Below are 19831 nucleotides of genomic sequence, written 5' to 3'. Positions count from 1 at the left end.
TTTTACAAACTCTCAAACTTAAATTGTTGGTTCATAAATAATACCGAATCTGCTGTTCATTCAGGTATTTAATCCATCGTTCTCCAACAATCTCACGATCTGCTGTCAAACAATCCAATGCTTCTGAACCAAACAGACGGATGAACCGTTCAACCAATTCAATGCGTTCTTCGGTGTTTGAATTGCCAAATTTGGGTAACAAACTAAACAGCAATGGAAAGCAACTCCGAGATAAACAACTGCGAGCACCAATATACTGATATTCTACTGACCAAACTTCCAGTTTATCCTATCCATTGCTAAACGGGAAGGAGGATTATGAGGTAATAACATGAATATAAATCTGGAAATCAAATCTGTATCCAAAAGATAAGTCGCCATAAACCGTTGTATTCTCCGCAGTGAAGATTTGGTATTGGCGCTGCAGTCAAACTGGACACGCCAGCTAAATTGACCACCTTACGCCGTTTTTCGAGATCAACCCTTTATTATTTGAATTTAATATACTTATATACGGCAATAATGGTTCAATAATCCCCGGCGTAGGGTGATTTTTACTCCGGCGTGTCCACCATACCACCTTTGCCCTTTTCACCAGTAAGGTTTTCAGGACTTATAGAACGAGTCTGGGCATTTGACAAGCGGGATAAATTACCTATATTCATGTCGAGACCGTTAAACGAAGATTGAGAATTAGCATTACAAATAATTAGTAAACTAAACAAAAGGCAGACAATGCTTCTTTTCATAACTATTTAATTTTAATGATTGTTATTGAGTCGATTTAGCTTATACTGAAAATTTACAGTAAGCATTCGGTAAACTCCGTTATATTTTCTTAGAAAACCAGCAACCCACTTTCAGAGGTTCTCTAAAATGTTCGGAGAACTTTGAGAGGCTTAGGAGATGGAACTGTTACAAATCTGGTTTTGAAGTTTGAAGTTGTGTGGAAGTAATTCGGCCAGATCCTTGCTGTAATCGTTATCGTAATTGTGGATGTTATTCAGAAAGTATACCAGCCACTCGCGGAAGTTTACTTCGCTTGCCTTGCAACAGCCCAGCATGGAATACATGATTGCTGCATTTTCGGCTGCATCGTGGTTTCCACAGAACAACCAATTCTTCCGGCCTAGGGCAATTGGACGGATAGCATTTTCTCCGAGATTGTTGTCAATTTTCAACCGACCATCCAAATGGTATCGGGTCAACTTGTGGTAAATGTTATAGGTGTAGCGGATAGCCTTTCCGATACGCCCTTTGGGCAAAACTTTGGGGTATTCATTTAGCAGCCATTTTTCGAAGGCTACCATAATAGGATAAGCCAAGCGGGAACGAAGATCGGCGCGCTCGTCATAAGAGAGTTGCTGCTGATCGGCTTGCCTCTCCACCTGATAGAGCAGTCCTATTTGCTCCAGCGCATAAGAAGCCCTGACTTTGTCCTCTGCCAAAGCCTCTTCAAATTTACGCCGGGCATGAGCCCAGCACCCAATGGGCAGAACGCCCTTTTTGTTTTCGTAAATATCGTAAACGGCATAACCATCGGTCTGGATTACGCCTTGAAAATCCTTAAACAATTGCAGTGCGACCTTTTGTGCCCGGGAACCGTGGTCGTAATGAAAAAAGACCAGGTTGTCCATAACCGCACGGATCATCCAGATGTATCCTTTTATCGTGGTGTGCTTTTCGTTATTTATAATCGGGATCGTTGTTTCATCGCTCTGTATATAATCCGAAGCCAGCACCAGCTCCTTTAACCGGTAATAAGTAGGCCTGATCAGGTCGGCTACATCCTGAAACCAGCCGTTAATGGTTGCAGGTGCAATGGATATACCCTGTTGTTTGAACATCTGGATCTGACGATAGAAAGGAAGATGGTTCACATATTTGTCGATGATAATATCAGCCAAAACACTTGCCCCGGCATAGCTTTTTGCTATGGGAAGTACGGGCATGGGAGCTGTAATGATTTGCTTTTCCACATCCTGGCTTTTATCTTTCAACGCATATTTGTGGCGGATGATCCGGCGCACATACCATCTGGCAGATTCGCGTTCCAGAACTTCTGTAATTTCCGGAGCCAGTTCTATCCAATTCTCGAGTTCAATGTGCTGTGGATAAATGTGGGTTTCTTCTCTCGGTAGACTTTCGGGCAGCGGTTTGCGTACCGGATGGTTTTTCTCCTTTACCTCTATAACACGGATGGTCTTGTACTTTTCGATCTCCTCTTTGGCACTGGTTGCAAGTTCCTTTTCTTCCGGAAGCAGGTCAAGTCCCTCAAAATCGAGCTTTCGTTGCAGGGGATCCTCATTGATATACCGTTCACTGGATTTGCCCCAGATCCTTCGCTGGAGCATCTCTATCTGTTGTTTCAGCTTGTTAATTGTTTCATCCAGTTGGCTGATTGCCCGATCTTTTTCGGTAATCAGCTGGTCTTTTCCGACAATTTGTTTTTGGTAAGTGGATCTTTCTGAATCGAAGTTTTCAAAGTTGGAAAGTTGACTTTTAAGCCTGGAAGTTTCCCTAAAAAGCCGGTCACGTTCTTCCAGAATTTGCTGTAAAAAACCCTCTTCTTCAACTGTCATTTTTACTTGCTTTTGATGGCTTGAAGATACTAAATATCAACCGTATAGACAAGTTAAAAACCAAGTAAAATCTACTGTTTCGAAGGTTTTTCCCATCTTTTTTTATTCATTTTTCCATCCGGTGAGGTACCCTGTACCATCAGCATCAACTCCTGCCAGCTGGCTTGAAACGTATTGGTACTTTCATCAAAAACCGGTAGTTTAAAACTGCCCGATTCCAGTTTCATGTGATAGATCACCAAACCACCGCATTCCAAGTGCAGGATTTTCATGCTGGTACACGGGCGGTTGATAAAGATATAAACATCCCCGTCCTGCACGTTGCGCCCCATCTGGTTGGTCACCATTCCGCTCAGGGTGTAAAAACTCCGGCGCATATCCGTTGGGTACGAATACAGGTAATACCGCATTGACGAAGTGAGGCTGAACATCCTACCGGCGCGTTAAAACCAACAGCGACCGTAATATCTGTGGGTCGGGCAAACCGTTCAGCTTTAAACACACCCCATTCGGATAGCTAATCTCACAGGAGATGGTTTGGGGTCTGGCTCCCGATGTTGAAAAGGTTGTCGATTGTACCTGCACCGGGGCTGGAACCCGCGACGACTGGGCTTGCCCACCATTCTCAAAAACCACCGGGATAAATCCACTTTTAGGTGGCAATAGTCCTTTTAGCTTGTGTTGCCAATAATAGAACTTAGCCTCATTCATTTGTTGATTGGCGCAATAATCCCGAATGGTCAGGCCCGATGCCAGAAACTCGTCATAGATGGCCCGGAATTTTTTCTCATTATACATGTCGTTTGTCTTTGAAGTAAAAAGCAAACTTATAGACTGACATGCAAAATTAGTTGACGCACTTCAGCGAATGCTTACAATTTACAAACATGATTGTCGTTTTAATAAAATGGAAGGAAGAGATATGGGCGATTTTAGTCGATCCTTGCTTCGTTTTAAAATCTATTTTCCTACAACAACTTAGTTAGCTCGTCTAATTGTTTTATTTCAAAAGTAGGCACACTTTCATGTACTAAGCCTGCCGGGTTAAAAAAGACAGTATCAATTCCAAAATTCTGAGCCCCTTCAATATCACTTTCCAAATCGTCACCTATCATTAAACAATCGGTTTTTTCTGCTTTTACAATTTGAAGTGCAAACTCAAATATTTTTTCATTTGGCTTTTGGTATCCGGCTTCTTCAGAGGTTATCATGGTCTCAAAATAGGGTTCCAGATTGCTGTCTCTGATTTTAACTTTTTGGACTTCGACAAAACCATTGGTTAACAGGAACATTTTATAACCAGCATTTTTTAAATATTCGAGAGTCTCGATCGTTTTGGGAAATAACTTGGTTTTATTAGGACTTTCTGTGATATAATCATTGCTGAATTCCTCAGCAAAAGGTTTAGCGTCGACTCCTAATCGTTTAAATGAATCAATAAAACGTTGAGTGCTCAATTTATCTTTAGAGAGCCTGCCATTTCTGTATTCCAACCATAAACTCTCATTTACATCGTAAAATGTAGCCAGAAACTTATCAAACCTTTCAACCAATTCTGGAGTATGTTTTGTGACTAGGTCCTTCAATGTTTGCTCCGAATTCGCTCTGTAATCCCATAAAGTCCGGTCCAGATCAAAGAAGAGGACTTTATATTTCTTAGATCTATTTTCTGAAGTACTCATATTTAGAATTTAATTATTCGTTCAATTACTTATTGCAATCACTTAGAGATTTCAAAATTAGATAAATTGCTTCTAACCAGGGAACTTATTGAAAGTTCAATCACTTTACGTATTTGTTTGGATGGCACAATTCAATTATATTCAAAAACGATAATTTTTCGATGTGACTATTTTGTTTTTTGTTTTTCTGGCCTTCCTTTCCGGATGACAATCAATACAAGCAACCCAATGAATGTTGTTTGGACTTTTGGAATCAAAATAGCTGGTATTCATTTTGGTGACATCCAAATTACAATTAGAAACTGCCGGATGACAATTGCTGCAACTGTGTCGTGCATCGTTCGAATGAAGTTCGTGACAATCTATGCACGAAAGTCCTTCGTGAACGCCGCGTGGTGTAAGGTCATCACCCGTTCCGGCCTGATGGCGGGCATTCGGCGCATGGCACTGGATACAATTCCGCATTTGAACATCGTCTGATACTTCTACAGGTAGCTCTCCTTCCCAAAGTTTCAATTTTGGAAGGTCTTCGGCTGGCACCTTTGTCTGATCCTGACGGTTATAAAAACTTACTTTTGAGTTGGTAACTTTGCGCTGGTAAAAAGCATCCTTCGGATTGGAATAATTGGGACTCATTCGAGGTGAACCCTTTGCATGAACCTGATGGCAAGCCAAACATGGAATTACAGGATGACTTGCCATTTTGTTATCCTTAAACTTCCATGGGCCTTTCTTATCAAGCGGTTCGACCAACCCATTGATGTCAATATCTGCAAACATTCCATGACAACGCAGACAATCGAAATTTAACTGCTCAGTTCGATTGTGTTTTTCGTTCAAAAATATATCCTGATAACGGGCTGAATGTCCTCCGGATAGCCATTTGGCCTTTTCATCGGCATGACAACGGGCACAATTATCCGTCACTGCCAAAACCTGATCTTCATTCAGTCGGATATCTTCAGTGTTTTCGTTTTTTGCATGCTTCACGATCATCGATCCCTTTTCCTTTAAACTATGAATGCCATTGCTTATGGCTGTTCCGTGACATTCGGTGCAACGCAGATTCCGGTGGTACGACTCAGCAAACATATTTACCGCACCTTCAATTTCATGGCAGGAGGCACATGTTCTTGAAGGAGGAGCAGAATTCCAGTAGGTATAAAATGATCCAAACGCGATCAAAACCAAAAGAATCAATAAAGGAATTATTATCAAAATTTTGCGAAATATCTTCTTTTTTACAGTCATGATTCATTATTTAAACCGGTTTCCTTTGTTCCATTCAGAAGCAATATGGCCACCGACCCAATAACCAAGTGCCATAATGGTCAGTGCAGGATTAAATCCGCCATTGGTAACGTGCAGACTGCCATCAGCAACAAAGAGATTCGACGTAGAATGAACTCGTCCATATCGGTCGGTTACTGAAGTTTTTGGATCATTGCCCATCCGGCACGTTCCTGCCTGATGTTGTCCGGCACTTACTCCGTTGGAAACTCCAAGCGATTTCCAGATCGTTACAGCACCGGCCTCTTTTAGCCATTCTTCTGATTTGTCTGCCAAAAAAGCGCATCCTTTTATGGCTTCTTCATGTGTTTTTCCTGAAAGCCGGGGCACAGGAATTCCCCAAAAATCTTTTACAGTAGGATCAATATCCACACGCTGATCGAAATTGGGAATTTCCTGGTATGGCCCGTGAACAGCGGCCATTTTTTTATAGTATTTACGCTGGAACTCTTTATGCTGCTTTCCCCAAAGTTTTTCTCCGGGTGGTCGCATTCTTGAAAATGCATAAGGCATTTGAATAAATGAGTTTGCCAGATAACCTCCTCCGATAATACCCGGATTGTGATGGTTGAAATCGCAAATAGCAACTGAAGATCCGGGACCAACATCATCATAAATCTCATCTTCGAACAGGCCAACTGCACTCGGATAGGCATGTCCCTGCAGATTACGGCCAACCCAGTCGTTTTCATTCCCAATTCCGGAAGGGAAAAACTTCGATTTTGAATTCAGCAATAAACGTGCAGTTTCAATGGCCGAAGCCGATAAAACAACAAGGTCGGCCAATTGGGTTTTTTTTCGGTTATCCTGATCGAAATAGGTGACACCCGTAATTTTACCCTGATCATCGACAATGATTTCTGAAACGATACAGTTTGTCCGCAATTCACAATTCCCGGTTTTCAGGGCAACAGGAATCACCGTATTGTGAGTTCCGGCTTTTGCACCTACCGGACATGGATATCCGATACAGGTACGCATCCGGTAACAAGCCGGACGACCATTGTATGGAACTGAATTTCTCAAAACCGGGATAGAAAACGGATGATACCCCAATCTTAGCGCGGCCTTATTCAGCATCTCCGCTTCGTGATTGTGAGTGAATGGTGGCATTGGTTGGGGCTTCTTCCTCGGAGCTGCAAATGGATTCAGGGAATCGTCACCTGCCACTCCAATTTCCCATTCAGCCTTTTCGTAGCAGGGTTCCAGATCGTCGTAGGTAATTGGCCAATCTTCAAGCGTGGATCCGGGAACATGACCATAAGTGCTTTTCATTTTAAAATCTTCGCGCATATAACGCCACGCCAAAGCACCATAAGTAACTGTCCCTGAACCAACACAAGCTGAAATATTGTTGTAATCGCCTTCACTCGGAAGAACAATATGACGGCTTCCATCCGCATGAATATTCACCCTTTTATACCGCTGGTCATCAGGACCACAGGAATTGCCCAAAACCGGATTACGCTCCGAATGCAGTTCATCATTCGTATGGTCGTCATAAGAAACCCATCCACCCTGCTCGAACAACACAACCGACATTCCGGCGGTGCTTAGTTCCTTGGCAACCACTCCTCCACCGGCACCGGCACCTACAATCAGCGCATTTACTTTTTTATTTGCCATGGTTTAAGTTTTATAGCGGTTTTGGCCAATTATTAATGGATAATCGAGCTGCAGCATTTTGTAGCTGATGTTGTTTTTATTTCCTCCCTGGCGGGAACTACCATAAAAAGCCTGCATGGAATGATCCCGAATAAGGTTAAAAAATTCACGGTCGGTAACTTCCGTCCAAAGCGTTTTACTTAATTCACCGGCTTCCATCTTTTCAATAAAAGAAATTTGTTCTACACTACTAAGTTTTTCAAACTTCATGAAATACATGGTTTCACACGAATTCTGAACTGCCTTCAGTCCTTTCCGGTATTTCTCCTGAAACCGGACATATGGTCCAACCAATTGTTTGTCAATAAAATTTGTAACTCCGGATTCCCGGCCACCGGGCCATTCATCAGGTGGAATCAACTGATCAGCTACTGCATCCATTAATTGGGCTTCGGCATTGGTAAAAAAACGCCATAGTGAATTAGGTTTCGAGCATTGAGAAAACAATAAAACACCTCCTGATCCAAGAGCTGCCAGTTGCATAAAACGTCGTCTCGAAAGGTTATTCCAGGGTTCCTTCATATCAGTATTTGTTTGTATATAATTATAAATAAGTGCATAAATCACATTGCAAAAATTGTTCAGATTTTATTGTTTTCCTTCGGCAAAAATGACACTGCAATGATGCCAATTGCTCCCAAAACCATTAAAGTTGCAAATCCATTCGCGTAAGTTCCGCCTTTATCCCTCATCCAGCCTACCATCATGGGCGAAAATGCTTCTGATAACCCATCAAAAGTGAGAATGATGCCCATGATTCTTCCCATCACTTTTACACCGAACAATTCTGCAGCCATCAATGGAATAATCATATAATCACCACCCAGGCCAATTCCGAAAATGAAAGCAAACAAGTAAATGACTCCCGGTGTGGATGCCAGATAAAGCAGAGGTATTGACCCGGCAACAATGGCATAAATCAGTATCATCACATATTTTTTGGGTATCCTGTCTGCCAGCCAGCCCATTAGCAGGCGTCCGATAATACTTGCGGCCAGAACAAGTGAAATCACATTGGCCGATTGTTGTTGGGTATATTTTAGATCGATACTAAAAAACAACTTGAGATTTTGACTCGTTCCGGCCACGGCCCCAATGGAACAGATACTTCCAATCAGCAACAAATAAAAGGGCCAGCCCTTTAGAATGGTACCGAGCGGAACTTTTGGCGTTTCATTTTGATGTTTATTTTTTGCGTCTTCCGGATTATCACTTACAAACCATATCATTGGAAAAGCAATCAGAATCATAAGTATTCCCAGCAACATCAGCGACTGATGCCAGCCAAATTCCAAATTCAGTTTTTTAGCAAGCTGCGGAACCAACATGCCACCAAAACCGATACCGAGATAGGCAATACCCATTGCTTTTCCGCGTGTAGTGGTGAACCATCTGGAAATCAGCACCTGATTCGGAAGCGGACCTCCACACATGTATCCCAATGCACTGATCAGATAAAAGAAATAAAAATGCCAGATTGTGGTCACTACACTTAAGCCAATCAAGGCTATTCCTCCCATCAATATTCCTGAAAGCATGATTCTTCTTGGACCAAACCTGTCGATGACCCAACCGGCGATAAACGCGAACATCCCGATAAAAATTTTACCAAATGCGTTTCCTGAAGTCACAGTTGCACGCGACCATCCATAATCCTGCACCCAGAAATCGTAGAAAAACGGAAGGCCGTAAAAAGCAATTCCGACGATTGAGAACAGGCTGAAAAATCCTGTTGCCGTAACTTTAACTTGTCCAAAACTTGGTTTTTCGATGTTCATTAAGCCTCCCTTTTATATTGTTATGACGGACGAATTCCTGAATTCAAGCATTCACCGGAAGTTGTTATTCAATCAGGTTTGCATTCCTGAATTTGCTTTTCAGTGTAATTAGATCCTTTTCAATAGCCGAAAGGATATCTTCACTTTTCATGGTAATTGTTCTGTCGCCCTTCTCTGCACCACCAAGTGGATATTCATAGTGAATCGAAACCGGACATTTGATTTTGAATTGTTTTATCAAACCAAAATATTTATCGAAATCAATCATGCCTTCTCCGATCGGTACAACTTCAGGAACCCATTTGCCCTGTTCTTTTTTCCAGAAATAATCTTTAACAGCAATTGAATAAATGTAAGGATTCAGGAGTTTAAAATCTGTTTCCCACGAATAGGCACCCTCCACTGTTGCGTGCATGATATCATATTGCGAACCGAGCCAGGGTGAGTTGATTTTATTCAAAACTGAATACAAATCCCAAATGGAAGATCCAAAATAAGATTGCGGCGTATACTTTCCGGAGTGATTTTGGTACTCGCCGCGTATTTTGTACTTTTCGTTCATTACAGCCAATTTACTCATCACAGTTTGGATAGCAACCAGATTTTGCTCAATCGATTTGGCATCATCATAATACAACCAGTCCATCCGGTAATGACCAATACCCAGCGAACTGGCGGTCTTCAAAATCTTTTCAGTTAGCGGATCATCCGCATTATTTATCGAAGTAACGATGGAGTAAATGTTTATACCAGCTTTTTTAGCAGCCTCTATCGCCTTTGGAAGATCTTCCTCTACCCGTTCGGGCAAAACATGACCCTTTGGCCTCACCGTCAGATCGATGCCATCGAATCCCATCGTGGCTAAGCGGTTGGCCATTTTAGGAACTGGCAGCCAATGAAATACTTTCGAAAATACACTGAACTTAAATGATTCCTGTTCTATTGAATCTGATGTCTTCAACTCCTGAAGGCGACCGGAATTCCCGCCGGCATACAATTTCGAATTTGCAGCAACCGAAATCCCTGCGGCTGCCAACGATGATTTTACAAGAAAATTTCTACGTGATAGCTCCATGGTTTTAGATTTTATAAGCGTGGAATGGTCAATCCTCCGTCAACCATGAATACTTGTCCTGTTGAATATGGAAAACTACGTACGGCAATCGCACCAATTACTTTCCCTACATCCTCCGGCTGGCCCCAACGTTGCTGAACAGACAAACCGTTTGCAATTAAAGCGTCATATTTTTCTTTTACTCCTGAAGTCATGTCTGTATCAATCACACCAGGCCGGACTTCGTAAACAGGAATATTAAATTCACCCAGACGCACGGCAAAAAGCTGTGTCGCCATGCTGATTCCGGCTTTGGAAATACAATATTCACCCCGATTTACTGATGCAACTGTGGCAGAAATGGAAGAAATGTTGATGATACAACCAAAAAATTCAGGATCATCCTGCTTCTGTTCTATCATCCAGTTGGCCACTTCCTGAGTCAGGAAATAGTTTCCTTTCAGATTCACTGAAAGCACTTCATTGAAACTTTCCTCTGATGCATTAAGAATATCCTGTCGTTCCTTCGGTGCAATGCCCGCATTATTGACCAGGATATTTAGTCTGCCAAAATGGGTTTTTACCTTGTGGATGATACTATTCCTGTCTTCGCGGAGCGAGATATCTCCCCGACAATAAATAACATCGGCTCCCAACGCTTTCAAGTTTTCAATGACATCACAAACAGATTCCTCCGGACGAACCCCATTGATGGCGAGATCGAATCCTTGCATCGCCAATTGTCTGACAATTCCCAACCCGATTCCCCTGCTACCACCAGTAACTAATGCAACTTGTTTCATTGTTTACATTTTATTTAGATTTCAGGAACATCAACCCAACATCTTTTTGCCCAGCTCTCCAATCCTTTTTCGGCCAGTTGAACGCCTTTTACTCCTTCCAGAAGTGTCCAGGGAAAAGGTTCATCTTTCACTACATGTTTAAGGAATAATTCCCACTGAACTTTGAAAGCATTCTCATAAGTTTCCTGCTCCGGAACTTTTGACCAGCCATCGAAGAAGTTAATCGGCTGCGCCATATCCGGATTCCACACCGGTTTGGGCGTATTGCCATAATGCTGAATGTAACATTCACGAAGTCCGGCAACGGCCGATCCTTTTGTTCCATCCACCTGAAGAGTCAGCAAATCATCGCGCCGCACCCGCACTGTCCACGATGAATTAAAGTGAGCAATCACGCCGTTTTCCAGTTCAAAAGTCGCATAGGCCGAATCGTCAGCGGTACATTTGTATGCTTTTCCGTTTTCGTCAACCCTGTTTTTGATATGCGTGGCACCCAGGCACGAAACCGCCTTTACTTTTCCGAAAACATTATCGAGTAAATACCGCCAGTGGCAAAGCATATCGACAATAATTCCACCATCGTCTTCCTTGCGGTAATTCCAAGAAGGACGTTGCGCCGGGATCGAATCACCTTCGAAAACCCAATATCCAAATTCTCCCCTAACCGAAAGTATTTCTCCAAAAAATCCTTGCTGAATTAGCCGTTTGAGCTTGACAATTCCGGGAAGCCAAAGCTTATCCTGAACAACACCATTTTTAAGTCCTGCTTTGGTGCAGATTTCGTACAACTCCAAAGCAACTTCGGTACTTACTGCAATGGGCTTTTCACAATAAATATGCTTTCCGGCTTTTACCGCCTTACGAACAGCATCAGCCCGTCGCCCGGTGGTTTGCGCGTCAAAATAGATTGAATAGTCAGGATTTTTCAGTACTTCATCCAAATCGGTGCTCATTTTGGTGATTCCGGTAAGTTCGCAAAGCTTATTCAGCTTATTGATATCGCGACCGATCAGAATCGGATCGGGCATAATGGTTTCGCCGGGGCCGATTTTCACTCCGCCCTGTTTTATGATTTCAGCGATAGAGCGAAGCAGGTGCTGGTTGGTTCCCATACGACCTGTTACGCCATTCATAATTATTCCTACTGTGTGTTGTTTCATCCGAATATAATTTGTTTTTTAAGGTCGGATGGAATTCGCATGTGAATATTGATCCGTGTTTGTTTTTGTAATGAACATGCTCGTTTCATAGAATAAAATTGATCTCATTCAAAATGTTTATGTTCTATTTTTTTAGCTTTTCAATAAAAATATTGGCGATGATTTCGTTCCCTTTGTCTGAAGGATGCAATCCATCGTAAGTGAGATTGATTGCTTCAGCAGGATAAGGATATTCATCTGTTTCAGGGTTGAAAGGAATATTGGCAAAATCAGGATATTTATAGTCTTTGTATTGTCCGGTTTCAGGATTTTTCAGCCGCTCGAAATGAACCAGGTTTTCAATCTTTAACTGCTTGTTGTGATAGAGATCAATCACTTCCAGCTTTTCCAACTGCGCAATACTTACTATTGCATTAGCAAATTGTTCAAGCGATTGTCCGTTCTTGTCTTTGTAAGAGCCCCAGGCATTGTTCTTTTTATCGTTAGAAGAAACAAAGTTGACCCGTTGCATTGGAGCCACCAGGATGATGCGGGCATTTTTGCTCAGGCTTCGCAATTTATTGATGATGATGCGGTAAGAACCAAAAAACGTTTCATTCCCAGCGTTGTTTTTATAATTATCTATCGTTCCAACGGGGCGACCGAACCACCAGTCATTTGTACCGAGAAACACGGAATAAACATCCGCTTTGCTCAATCCCAAACTTTCGATTTCTTTGGCAATATCACCCGCAGTCCATCCATTGTGTCCCTGATTGATATATTTTATGCCATGTAATTTCTCTACAACAAGCGTCATGTAACCTTTTGTAACACGATTTCCAGTTTCTTTTGCATGATCATTCAGATAAGTTATTGAATCGCCGATTGCGACCCACACTTTTTGATTCGTCGAAAACGAACTGGTAATCATCAGAATAGCAAGGAATAAAAATATTTTTTTCATGGTAAAGTTTGTTTATAATATTTATAAAAATTCGATCATTTCTTTTAAACGAATTGCTTATATGCTTTAATTATTTTTTGCAGAAACTCCGACTGATCTTCCTTCCAGTATTCAGTTGAAAATATTTCCACCTCATTAAATCCATTGAAACCAGCCGATTCGACCCATGACCGGATTTTCCGGATGGGAATACAGCCTTCGCCCATCAAGCCACGGTCGTTTAGAAAATCGGTTGTCGGTGTTTTCCAGTCGCAAACATGAAAGGCCAGCAATGCGTTATTTTTTCCGCAACGCGCAATTTCATTTTCAAGATTCGGGTCCCACCACAAATGGTAAACATCTACTGCAACCCCAACCCAAGGTGAATTCAAGGCTTCAGTCATGTCATTGGCTTGTGCCAGGGTATTAATGGCCGATCGGGAATCGGCGTACATCGGATGCAGCGGCTCAATCGCCAATTTTATCCCGGCGGCTGAAGCTTCCGGAATAAGAGCGGCAATTCCATCCTGGATTTGTTTCCGTGAATCTTCGAGTGATTGCGAAGGATCGGCCCCGCAAACCATTACGATCAGCTTTGTTCCCAATTCAGTAGCTTCTTCGATTGCCTTCCGGTTATCGTCCAGGGCAAGGTTACGTTTTGCCGGATCCGAATTCGGAAAAAACCCACCACGACACAACGAAACGATCGACAGGTCGTGTTCACGAAGCATTTGACTGGTCTGCCTGATGTTTCTTCCGGCAAGTGCATTGCGCCAAACGGTAATTCCCTTTACACCACTGGCAGAATAATTCCGGGCAGCTTCTTCTATGCTCCAGGGCTTTGTGGTAATGGTATGGATGCAAAGTTTTGAAAGTTCGTTCATCGTAGGCAGTTGAAATAAGTGTAATAGTTTTCGTTATTGATGATACGCTGAAGGTACAGGCAGGCTTCACGAATATGATAATCGCCCCACATGCTCGATTCGCCGTTTGGAATTTTACTGCCTTTCGGAATAAAATCCCAACCATTAGGCCGATGATAAATGGAGTGCAGCAAAAGCCCCTGATGATTTTCGCCGGTACTTAAATATGGCTCGTCCAGCAAGGTATTCAACACGGTAAGTCCCGCCTGAAAGTATTTTGTTCCAGCTTCAGTTTCACCCTTTCCGATAAGATATTTTCCCAACCGAAGCAAACCTTGCACACCAATTGCCGCTGCAGAACTGTCAACAGGTTCAAAGTCGTTGAATGGATTTGCCGGTTTGTTCAGATAGTCGCCCATTTTGTAAAGATTTGGCGCTCCGGTGTCCCAGTATGGAATTCCGTCGGTTGGTGTATTTTCGATGTAAAAATCGCAGGTTGCTTTGGCAGCTTTCAGCATCATTGAGGAAAGAGCTTCTTTTCCTCCAAAGGCAGTTAGTTCATTTTTGCTGATAAAATCCAACAATTCAAGTTGTTCGGTAAAACCACACATGGCCCATGCCAGTCCTCTTGTCCAGGTTGTAAAACCCGAATAACCCTGCTGCGAATTTGGGCAGCGGAAATTCCCGTCTTTGACATTGAAAATACTCTCGTGAGCAGTTCGACCCCAAACATCAAAACTATCGCGCCCTTCGCCATAAAATACTGAATAGCTGGCCGTTGCCTGAATGTGTTGAATAGCTCGCTCAAGTAAATTAATCTTTATGTCGCCCTCGCCCTGAAAAACATGGCCAAGCAGATGGCTGATTACCAATGATCGGCACGAACGGATGGTATCAACAAATAAGGAATGTGCGCCATTGAAAGAATGAATGTAGCCGCCTGATTTGATAGCAGTCCATCGTGAAGCCTGCATAGCGCCTGAAATTTTTAAAGCCAGCTCGTAGAAATTTTTCTCCCATTCGTTAAACGGTAATTTGCCTTCAAGCATAAGTCGCAACAAATTTCCGTATGTGCTGACGTTATTAAAGCCATGATCGTGAACTCCGGTATGGCTAATATGAGGTGCCATTCTCTCCAGTACTTTTCGCCTGGCAGTTTCTAACATTTTGAAATCTCCTGTTGCATCAAACTGAAGTATGGCCGAACCATATTGAAAGCCTTGAGTCCATTCTGTCCATCCACGTGTGGAATATTTTCCATCAACGGTATACACCGGAGAGCCTTTTGATTCATCATACTGATTTTCAATTAGATGAATTTTTTGATCAGAAAGCTGCCAGAATCGTTGTAGTTTGCTGGTAAGGTCAGCCGGTTTTAGTGATTTGTTAATTCTCATCATTATATATTGGTTTACTTCGGGTAAGACTAAAAGTCAAATACGGAGATTTCAAGTAAAAATTTACGCCAGGTAGTTGCCATCGCAATACCCCGGTTGCATCCAGGGTAAGTTCTCGTGGTTGAAGAATGGAGTTAGCTGCTGGGCCATTTCCTGCATTTTCGCTTCGTCCATCGGTTTAAAATTTTTCAGGATTTCGATATTCGATTTCACCACATCAATGCTATCGAGGCCCAGCACAATCACATCAGGCCCTTTCAAAGATAGCGCATATTTAATTAAATCATTAGTCTTCAGGGTAGTAATGGTTTCTCTGGGACGAACTACCTTCATCATAATCACGCCCATACCTTTGGCTTTTGCTGCAGGAACAGCCATCTCAAATCGTTTTTGAGGGTTGTTTACTGCATTCCAGTGATTCATGGCAATGAGCATGGTATCGAAATCACCCCGATCGGCCATTTCTTTCATGGCTGCTGATTCAGTATGTCCAGAGAAGCCGATAAACCGGGTTAATCCCTGCTCCTTTAAGTAGTGCAAAATATCAATAAGATTACCTTTTTCGCTGAGTTTGTCCACGTCGGCTAACGATTGTACATCGTGGATCATCAATTGATCCAAATGATCGGTTTGCAATCGTTTCAGACTGGTCTCGATCTGTTGCATGGCCTCATTCGGATCGCGACTTGTCACTTTGGTTGAAAGGAAAATTTCATTCCGACGGGTTTTCACGACAGGTCCCAAACGTACTTCACTGGTGACTAATCGTGAACTTTTGATTTTACCGGGAGGCAAGCCAATTGTATTATCATAAGCCCATGCTGTGTCCCAATAGTAAAGGCCATGGTCTAAGGTATAGTTCAACAACCGCTGAGCCTCTTCTTCACTATCAAGATGACAAAAACGTGAACCTAAACCACAAACAATTCGAGGCACCGGCACACCAGTTTTGCCAAACATGACTGTTGGCAATCCTTTAGCATCGTAAATCGAACTCGAATCTTTTTCTGACATCCTGAATATGGAACAGGATGGCAACAAACCGGCGCCTGCAACAAGAAGACTGGTACCAACAGTTCCTTTGATAAATTTCCGGCGTGAATAATTGTCGTTCATAATGGTAAGAGTTTAAAGCAAAATGATTATAATCTAAAGTTTGCTCTAAAGCACGCAATGTGATTCGGTATAGTATGTTGAAGCGTATCTTTCATTTTCTAATTTATTAGAGTGTTTAACTTTTTGTACAAATTTTACTTCCACACACATATCCGATCAAGATAATTGCTATCCTGCATTTTTTCTTTCAAGAATTCAGCGCGACCCAGAATACCTGCTTTATAAACCTCTTCGACCTGACTGATGTAATGTTTAAATGCCAAATCTATTATTGATTGTGGATCATAAGCATACAGACGGCTTTCCAGTTGGTTATCATGAATAAAATCTTCAATCCGGCCTAATTCTTCCACAGTTGCTATGCCCCCGTATGGTTTGTCTTCCTGAAAGTAAAATTTGGCTTTAGCTGTATTTCCCAATTCTTTGGCTACTACCAGTCCGGCTTCGCGGGTAATAAAATGATCAATGTGTTCTTTGATGGCCATAGGAAAAATCAGTGCTGTATTTTCCTGCACTGCCCATTTACCTACCCGTTGCTTCATCCGTTCAAAAATCAGTTCATCGTCCGGCGAAAAGTCCTCATACATGCCATGAGGAAATTCCATTTCACTGTCAGCCATAGCTTTACCCCGTGTAAGACACTCCCCTTCTCCGATAATCTGGTAGATGTAATTAAAAGCTCCAAGCATCTCGTTGAGGCAATCCTGATCTTCAATAATCCGGTTGCCGGTTGCCAGTTTTATACGTTGCAGGCTTGTATCAAAATTGGCTGAACCAGAGCCTGCCTGGTAGTTGCTCCTTGAAAACAACAAGTTGACGTGAAAATGTTTTGTGTCAAGCAAGCCTGCCTTTTTAAGTTCAAGGATGTAACCTCCAAGCATAAACAGAACATCGTCGAAATGAGGAGAAAACACAACGATGTTTTTTTCAGGAATAATCTCTTGTATTGGATATATTTTCATCACTTATAATTTTAAGGTTATTGTTTTTTTAGGAATCATACGGGCGGTAAATTTCAGTATAGGCATCAAGCATATACTCAGCTTGTTTTCGGAATAATTCTTCGTGACGGTTATCTTCCATCAGAAATTGATGTGCCTTGTGAAGTTCGTCCAGGGAATCAAAATCACTTTCCCAGATCAGGGTATTGGATGGATGCATACCTGTTAGCGGCAGGTAACGTTTGCCTTTCGGAAACTCCGGATATTGCTCTTCAAACAGGGCAAATTGCTTCTCAATAGCCAGGAACTCGGGAGATCTGCCCAGTTCAAACTTTTGTACAAATCGTAATTTATAGCTCATGATATTTATTTTTAATTGATTGTCCGTTTATAGACCTATTTTGCCTTTTGCAGCAGTCAATTATTGTCATTCATAGTCATTCTGTTGTCAATTGTCGTTTCAAAGCAACTTAATGACTACTAAATGACAATTGAATGACTTTTTAATGACTTTAGGCATATTAACGGATACTCATATATTTTTATTTACGTAAATATTTTTTCAAACGTCTCAGACATCGACAGATCTGACTGTCGGATATAATTGCCAAGTGATGCCGCATTAGCTCCCTCGTGTATCGTATCAGCCGAGGTGACTGAAAAAGAAGCCAGTATTGTTCCCAGTTCAACAGCTGTTTGCAGTGGGAATTCTTTCAGGTCTCCGGAACTAAAACCTTTGGTTAGCGGCAAACCACAACAAAGGCCGGTAATGGTTCCTGAAAGAAAAGCATCGCCTGCCCCTGCGGTTGAAACAACAGTTGTTTGTAGGGAGGGCGTAAACTCAGTTTGGCCCTTGTAATAGCAATAACTACCTCGTGAACCATCAGTTATCAGCACTTGCATTTCAGGATTTGCTTTTTGTAATCGGGAGGTGCAAGCCTGAACAATAATATCGGTATCTGGCTGGTCTCCTTCTATCTCACCAATACATTGGGCTTCATCGATATTAACCGCCAAAAGACTTGTAAGCTCAAAGCCTTTCAATCGCTCAAACTCTTCAACTTCAGTAGAGAGCACTGATGCTACAGTCAACATTTTGTGTTTTCTGCCTTGTTCCAGCAGACGGATTCGGGTTGCTACCGGTACTTCAGGCGCGGCCAGAACAATGCCTTCTTTACCGACCATTTGATAATTTTCAAAATAGGCATCAATATCGGAAGATTGAGCCAAATTACTGGCGCTGTTCGCGCTTGTGATGTTTCCACCTGAATGATCGGGATATTGAAAACATACGCTGAAAAGCGTGGCGGCATTATTGCTGACCGTAACATGACTGGTATCCATTCCTGCTTTTTCCATCATCAGGCGTAAACGGTAGCCAATATCGTCGTTCCCAATTTTACCAATAGGAAAAGAATGAAATGAGCCTGTTTTGCCTGCACCCAGCAATACCGCTATGTAGTGCATGATGATGTGCTGTTTGCAGAAATCCCCGAAAGGTTCAAGCTTTCCCATCCGGCTCTCGTTGCGCCCAAGAGTGTGGCCACCTTCGAGCGAAAAGAAGATGCCCGAACCAATACCGCCGGTTCCCACAATATGGTTGTAACACCGGGCGTTTACAGACTTAAGTGTTCTCATACGTTGATGCCTTTAAATTCCCATTCCGGGTGCTCTGAAATTGGATGCGAAGCAGTTTCGATTGTTGCAGTTATCAGCGCATCCGGATGATTCTGAAGAAGTGTAATTGGATATTCAGCAGTAACTTCAGAGAAAAGTCCTATCCGTAAGGCTGTTTGTTTCCAACTGCCTGTATCGCTGTATAAACGTATTTTTTTTGCCGATAAACATTCTTTTATTCCAAGGGTGATTGACATGGGCGGAACAAACTGGTAAGCTGCACCAAACGAGCGTTGCCCAAGGGCGATAATTGTATCCAGGTTATTCTCCTGTATCCTTAATCCGGAATTTCGTAAATCTTCAATAGAGATTTTGCTAAATGGGTGACGTCGGGCCTGGTTGTAAGCAATATGTCCATCCTGTCCCCATCCTCCTAGAGTAATATCAATTGGTGCCTCAGCAATCCTTCCTTTAATCAGGTCAATCAACCGCAGCTCAGGAAAGAAACGCTGTGGCACAGGTACTGAAAACTCTGGCAGAATGTTGCCATAAAAATAGGTTTCCATGAATGTCCGGAAATTATACGGGTCGTTCCTTGCCAAAAGCTCTCCTTGCCAGTCAAGACATTCGTCCATATGAAAAACGGTGAGGCTTTTTAATGAAACTTTCTCATGGTTGACCATCCGGGCAAACGGAGCGTACCAGCATTTCGGACCGCAGGGAACAATTGCTCTAATTGAACGCCCATCATGATTGGCCTGCTTAATTTCTTCCACAAAATCGCGCGCCATTACTTCCCCCATTTCGGACGAATCCTTAACCATACGGAAGGGCGTTTTAAGCTTTGGGTGATTCTCCAACTCATTGACCGGAATGCTACACCAGTGGTATAATTTTTTTTTATTCATCTTATAATATTAATTGTTCTTTGTAATTACAGAATGTCTGTTATTTGTAA

At 42.3% G+C, this 19831-nt stretch carries 21 protein-coding genes; all 21 read right to left on the bottom strand.

All coding sequences use genetic code 11. The annotated features are described in order from the left end of the window. Positions 1-31 precede the first annotated feature (31 nt). The 21 genes from AQPE_RS23935 to AQPE_RS20785 all read right to left on the bottom strand — a co-directional run bounded on the left by AQPE_RS23935 (position 32) and on the right by AQPE_RS20785 (position 19781). The gene (locus tag AQPE_RS23935; protein WP_404800989.1) at positions 32-202 is read right to left on the bottom strand and encodes a hypothetical protein; all 171 of its coding nucleotides are present in this window, start codon (positions 200-202) and stop codon (positions 32-34) included. 352 nt (positions 203-554) lie between these two features. Next, positions 555-749 (bottom strand): hypothetical protein, encoded by a 195-nt coding sequence (locus AQPE_RS20880; RefSeq protein WP_318348419.1) that lies wholly within the window; start codon positions 747-749, stop codon positions 555-557. Positions 750-899: 150 nt separating this feature from the next. Then, on the bottom strand, positions 900-2582 hold the full coding sequence (gene tnpC / locus AQPE_RS20875) for an IS66 family transposase (protein WP_318346937.1): 1683 nt from the start codon (positions 2580-2582) through the stop codon (positions 900-902). 71 nt (positions 2583-2653) lie between these two features. Further along, the gene (gene tnpB / locus AQPE_RS20870; protein WP_318346938.1) at positions 2654-3013 is read right to left on the bottom strand and encodes an IS66 family insertion sequence element accessory protein TnpB; all 360 of its coding nucleotides are present in this window, start codon (positions 3011-3013) and stop codon (positions 2654-2656) included. Between the two features lies 1 nt (position 3014). Continuing rightward, positions 3015-3380: an IS66 family insertion sequence element accessory protein TnpA gene (gene tnpA, locus AQPE_RS20865; protein WP_318346939.1), complete on the bottom strand. Its 366-nt coding sequence runs from the start codon at positions 3378-3380 to the stop codon at positions 3015-3017. A gap of 170 nt (positions 3381-3550) precedes the next feature. After that, a complete protein-coding gene (locus AQPE_RS20860) occupies positions 3551-4264 on the bottom strand; it encodes a YjjG family noncanonical pyrimidine nucleotidase (protein WP_318348418.1) in 714 nt (237 codons plus the stop codon). Between the two features lie 141 nt (positions 4265-4405). Then, the gene (locus AQPE_RS20855; RefSeq protein WP_318348417.1) at positions 4406-5515 is read right to left on the bottom strand and encodes a cytochrome c3 family protein; all 1110 of its coding nucleotides are present in this window, start codon (positions 5513-5515) and stop codon (positions 4406-4408) included. Between the two features lie 6 nt (positions 5516-5521). Beyond that, positions 5522-7180, bottom strand: coding sequence for a GMC family oxidoreductase (locus AQPE_RS20850; protein WP_318348416.1), 1659 nt, complete (start codon positions 7178-7180; stop codon positions 5522-5524). A gap of 3 nt (positions 7181-7183) precedes the next feature. Continuing rightward, complete coding sequence (locus AQPE_RS20845; protein ID WP_318348415.1) at positions 7184-7741, bottom strand: gluconate 2-dehydrogenase subunit 3 family protein; 558 nt, start codon at positions 7739-7741, stop codon at positions 7184-7186. Between the two features lie 59 nt (positions 7742-7800). Beyond that, the gene (locus AQPE_RS20840; protein ID WP_318348414.1) at positions 7801-8997 is read right to left on the bottom strand and encodes an MFS transporter; all 1197 of its coding nucleotides are present in this window, start codon (positions 8995-8997) and stop codon (positions 7801-7803) included. A 64-nt stretch (positions 8998-9061) separates the two neighbouring features. Beyond that, entirely contained in the window at positions 9062-10072 is a 1011-nt protein-coding gene (locus tag AQPE_RS20835; RefSeq protein WP_318348413.1) for a sugar phosphate isomerase/epimerase family protein, read from the bottom strand. An 11-nt stretch (positions 10073-10083) separates the two neighbouring features. Next, positions 10084-10854 carry a 3-ketoacyl-ACP reductase gene (locus AQPE_RS20830; protein ID WP_318348412.1) on the bottom strand — a complete coding sequence of 257 codons (771 nt, stop codon included), beginning with the start codon at positions 10852-10854 and terminating at the stop codon, positions 10084-10086. 14 nt (positions 10855-10868) lie between these two features. Beyond that, complete coding sequence (locus AQPE_RS20825; RefSeq protein ID WP_318348411.1) at positions 10869-12014, bottom strand: Gfo/Idh/MocA family protein; 1146 nt, start codon at positions 12012-12014, stop codon at positions 10869-10871. A gap of 124 nt (positions 12015-12138) precedes the next feature. Next, positions 12139-12960 (bottom strand): SGNH/GDSL hydrolase family protein, encoded by an 822-nt coding sequence (locus AQPE_RS20820; RefSeq protein WP_318348410.1) that lies wholly within the window; start codon positions 12958-12960, stop codon positions 12139-12141. Positions 12961-13004: 44 nt separating this feature from the next. Then, entirely contained in the window at positions 13005-13823 is an 819-nt protein-coding gene (locus tag AQPE_RS20815) for a sugar phosphate isomerase/epimerase family protein (RefSeq protein WP_318348409.1), read from the bottom strand. Further along, the gene (locus AQPE_RS20810; RefSeq protein ID WP_318348408.1) at positions 13820-15202 is read right to left on the bottom strand and encodes a hypothetical protein; all 1383 of its coding nucleotides are present in this window, start codon (positions 15200-15202) and stop codon (positions 13820-13822) included. Before AQPE_RS20810 ends, AQPE_RS20815 begins: the two co-directional genes overlap by 4 nt. A 60-nt stretch (positions 15203-15262) precedes the next feature. Further along, a complete protein-coding gene (locus AQPE_RS20805) occupies positions 15263-16315 on the bottom strand; it encodes an aldo/keto reductase (RefSeq protein ID WP_318348407.1) in 1053 nt (350 codons plus the stop codon). Between the two features lie 134 nt (positions 16316-16449). Then, positions 16450-17277 carry a hypothetical protein gene (locus AQPE_RS20800; protein ID WP_318348406.1) on the bottom strand — a complete coding sequence of 276 codons (828 nt, stop codon included), beginning with the start codon at positions 17275-17277 and terminating at the stop codon, positions 16450-16452. 28 nt (positions 17278-17305) lie between these two features. Beyond that, positions 17306-17617 (bottom strand): hypothetical protein, encoded by a 312-nt coding sequence (locus tag AQPE_RS20795; protein ID WP_318348405.1) that lies wholly within the window; start codon positions 17615-17617, stop codon positions 17306-17308. 185 nt (positions 17618-17802) lie between these two features. Then, entirely contained in the window at positions 17803-18894 is a 1092-nt protein-coding gene (locus AQPE_RS20790) for a carbohydrate kinase family protein (RefSeq protein ID WP_318348404.1), read from the bottom strand. Then, entirely contained in the window at positions 18891-19781 is an 891-nt protein-coding gene (locus AQPE_RS20785; protein WP_318348403.1) for a sugar phosphate isomerase family, read from the bottom strand. The genes AQPE_RS20790 and AQPE_RS20785 overlap by 4 nt, the downstream gene beginning before the upstream one ends. Positions 19782-19831: the final 50 nt, after the last annotated feature.

This window comes from Aquipluma nitroreducens, from assembly GCF_009689585.1.
GTDB lineage: Bacteria > Bacteroidota > Bacteroidia > Bacteroidales > Prolixibacteraceae > Aquipluma > Aquipluma nitroreducens.
This window is presented reverse-complemented; position numbering and strand designations above follow the sequence as displayed.

Bases quoted from the DNA above. Each gene is read 5' to 3' on its own strand.
- AQPE_RS20880 (WP_318348419.1), bottom strand. From the start codon at position 749: ATGAAAAGAAGCATTGTCTGCCTTTTGTTTAGTTTACTAATTATTTGT.
- tnpC (WP_318346937.1), bottom strand. From the start codon at position 2,582: ATGACAGTTGAAGAAGAGGGTTTTTTACAGCAAATTCTGGAAGAACGT.
- tnpB (WP_318346938.1), bottom strand. From the start codon at position 3,013: ATGTTCAGCCTCACTTCGTCAATGCGGTATTACCTGTATTCGTACCCA.
- tnpA (WP_318346939.1), bottom strand. From the start codon at position 3,380: ATGTATAATGAGAAAAAATTCCGGGCCATCTATGACGAGTTTCTGGCA.
- AQPE_RS20860 (WP_318348418.1), bottom strand. From the start codon at position 4,264: ATGAGTACTTCAGAAAATAGATCTAAGAAATATAAAGTCCTCTTCTTT.
- AQPE_RS20855 (WP_318348417.1), bottom strand. From the start codon at position 5,515: ATGACTGTAAAAAAGAAGATATTTCGCAAAATTTTGATAATAATTCCT.
- AQPE_RS20850 (WP_318348416.1), bottom strand. From the start codon at position 7,180: ATGGCAAATAAAAAAGTAAATGCGCTGATTGTAGGTGCCGGTGCCGGT.
- AQPE_RS20845 (WP_318348415.1), bottom strand. From the start codon at position 7,741: ATGAAGGAACCCTGGAATAACCTTTCGAGACGACGTTTTATGCAACTG.
- AQPE_RS20840 (WP_318348414.1), bottom strand. From the start codon at position 8,997: ATGAACATCGAAAAACCAAGTTTTGGACAAGTTAAAGTTACGGCAACA.
- AQPE_RS20835 (WP_318348413.1), bottom strand. From the start codon at position 10,072: ATGGAGCTATCACGTAGAAATTTTCTTGTAAAATCATCGTTGGCAGCC.
- AQPE_RS20830 (WP_318348412.1), bottom strand. From the start codon at position 10,854: ATGAAACAAGTTGCATTAGTTACTGGTGGTAGCAGGGGAATCGGGTTG.
- AQPE_RS20825 (WP_318348411.1), bottom strand. From the start codon at position 12,014: ATGAAACAACACACAGTAGGAATAATTATGAATGGCGTAACAGGTCGT.
- AQPE_RS20820 (WP_318348410.1), bottom strand. From the start codon at position 12,960: ATGAAAAAAATATTTTTATTCCTTGCTATTCTGATGATTACCAGTTCG.
- AQPE_RS20815 (WP_318348409.1), bottom strand. From the start codon at position 13,823: ATGAACGAACTTTCAAAACTTTGCATCCATACCATTACCACAAAGCCC.
- AQPE_RS20810 (WP_318348408.1), bottom strand. From the start codon at position 15,202: ATGATGAGAATTAACAAATCACTAAAACCGGCTGACCTTACCAGCAAA.
- AQPE_RS20805 (WP_318348407.1), bottom strand. From the start codon at position 16,315: ATGAACGACAATTATTCACGCCGGAAATTTATCAAAGGAACTGTTGGT.
- AQPE_RS20800 (WP_318348406.1), bottom strand. From the start codon at position 17,277: ATGAAAATATATCCAATACAAGAGATTATTCCTGAAAAAAACATCGTT.
- AQPE_RS20795 (WP_318348405.1), bottom strand. From the start codon at position 17,617: ATGAGCTATAAATTACGATTTGTACAAAAGTTTGAACTGGGCAGATCT.
- AQPE_RS20790 (WP_318348404.1), bottom strand. From the start codon at position 18,894: ATGAGAACACTTAAGTCTGTAAACGCCCGGTGTTACAACCATATTGTG.
- AQPE_RS20785 (WP_318348403.1), bottom strand. From the start codon at position 19,781: ATGAATAAAAAAAAATTATACCACTGGTGTAGCATTCCGGTCAATGAG.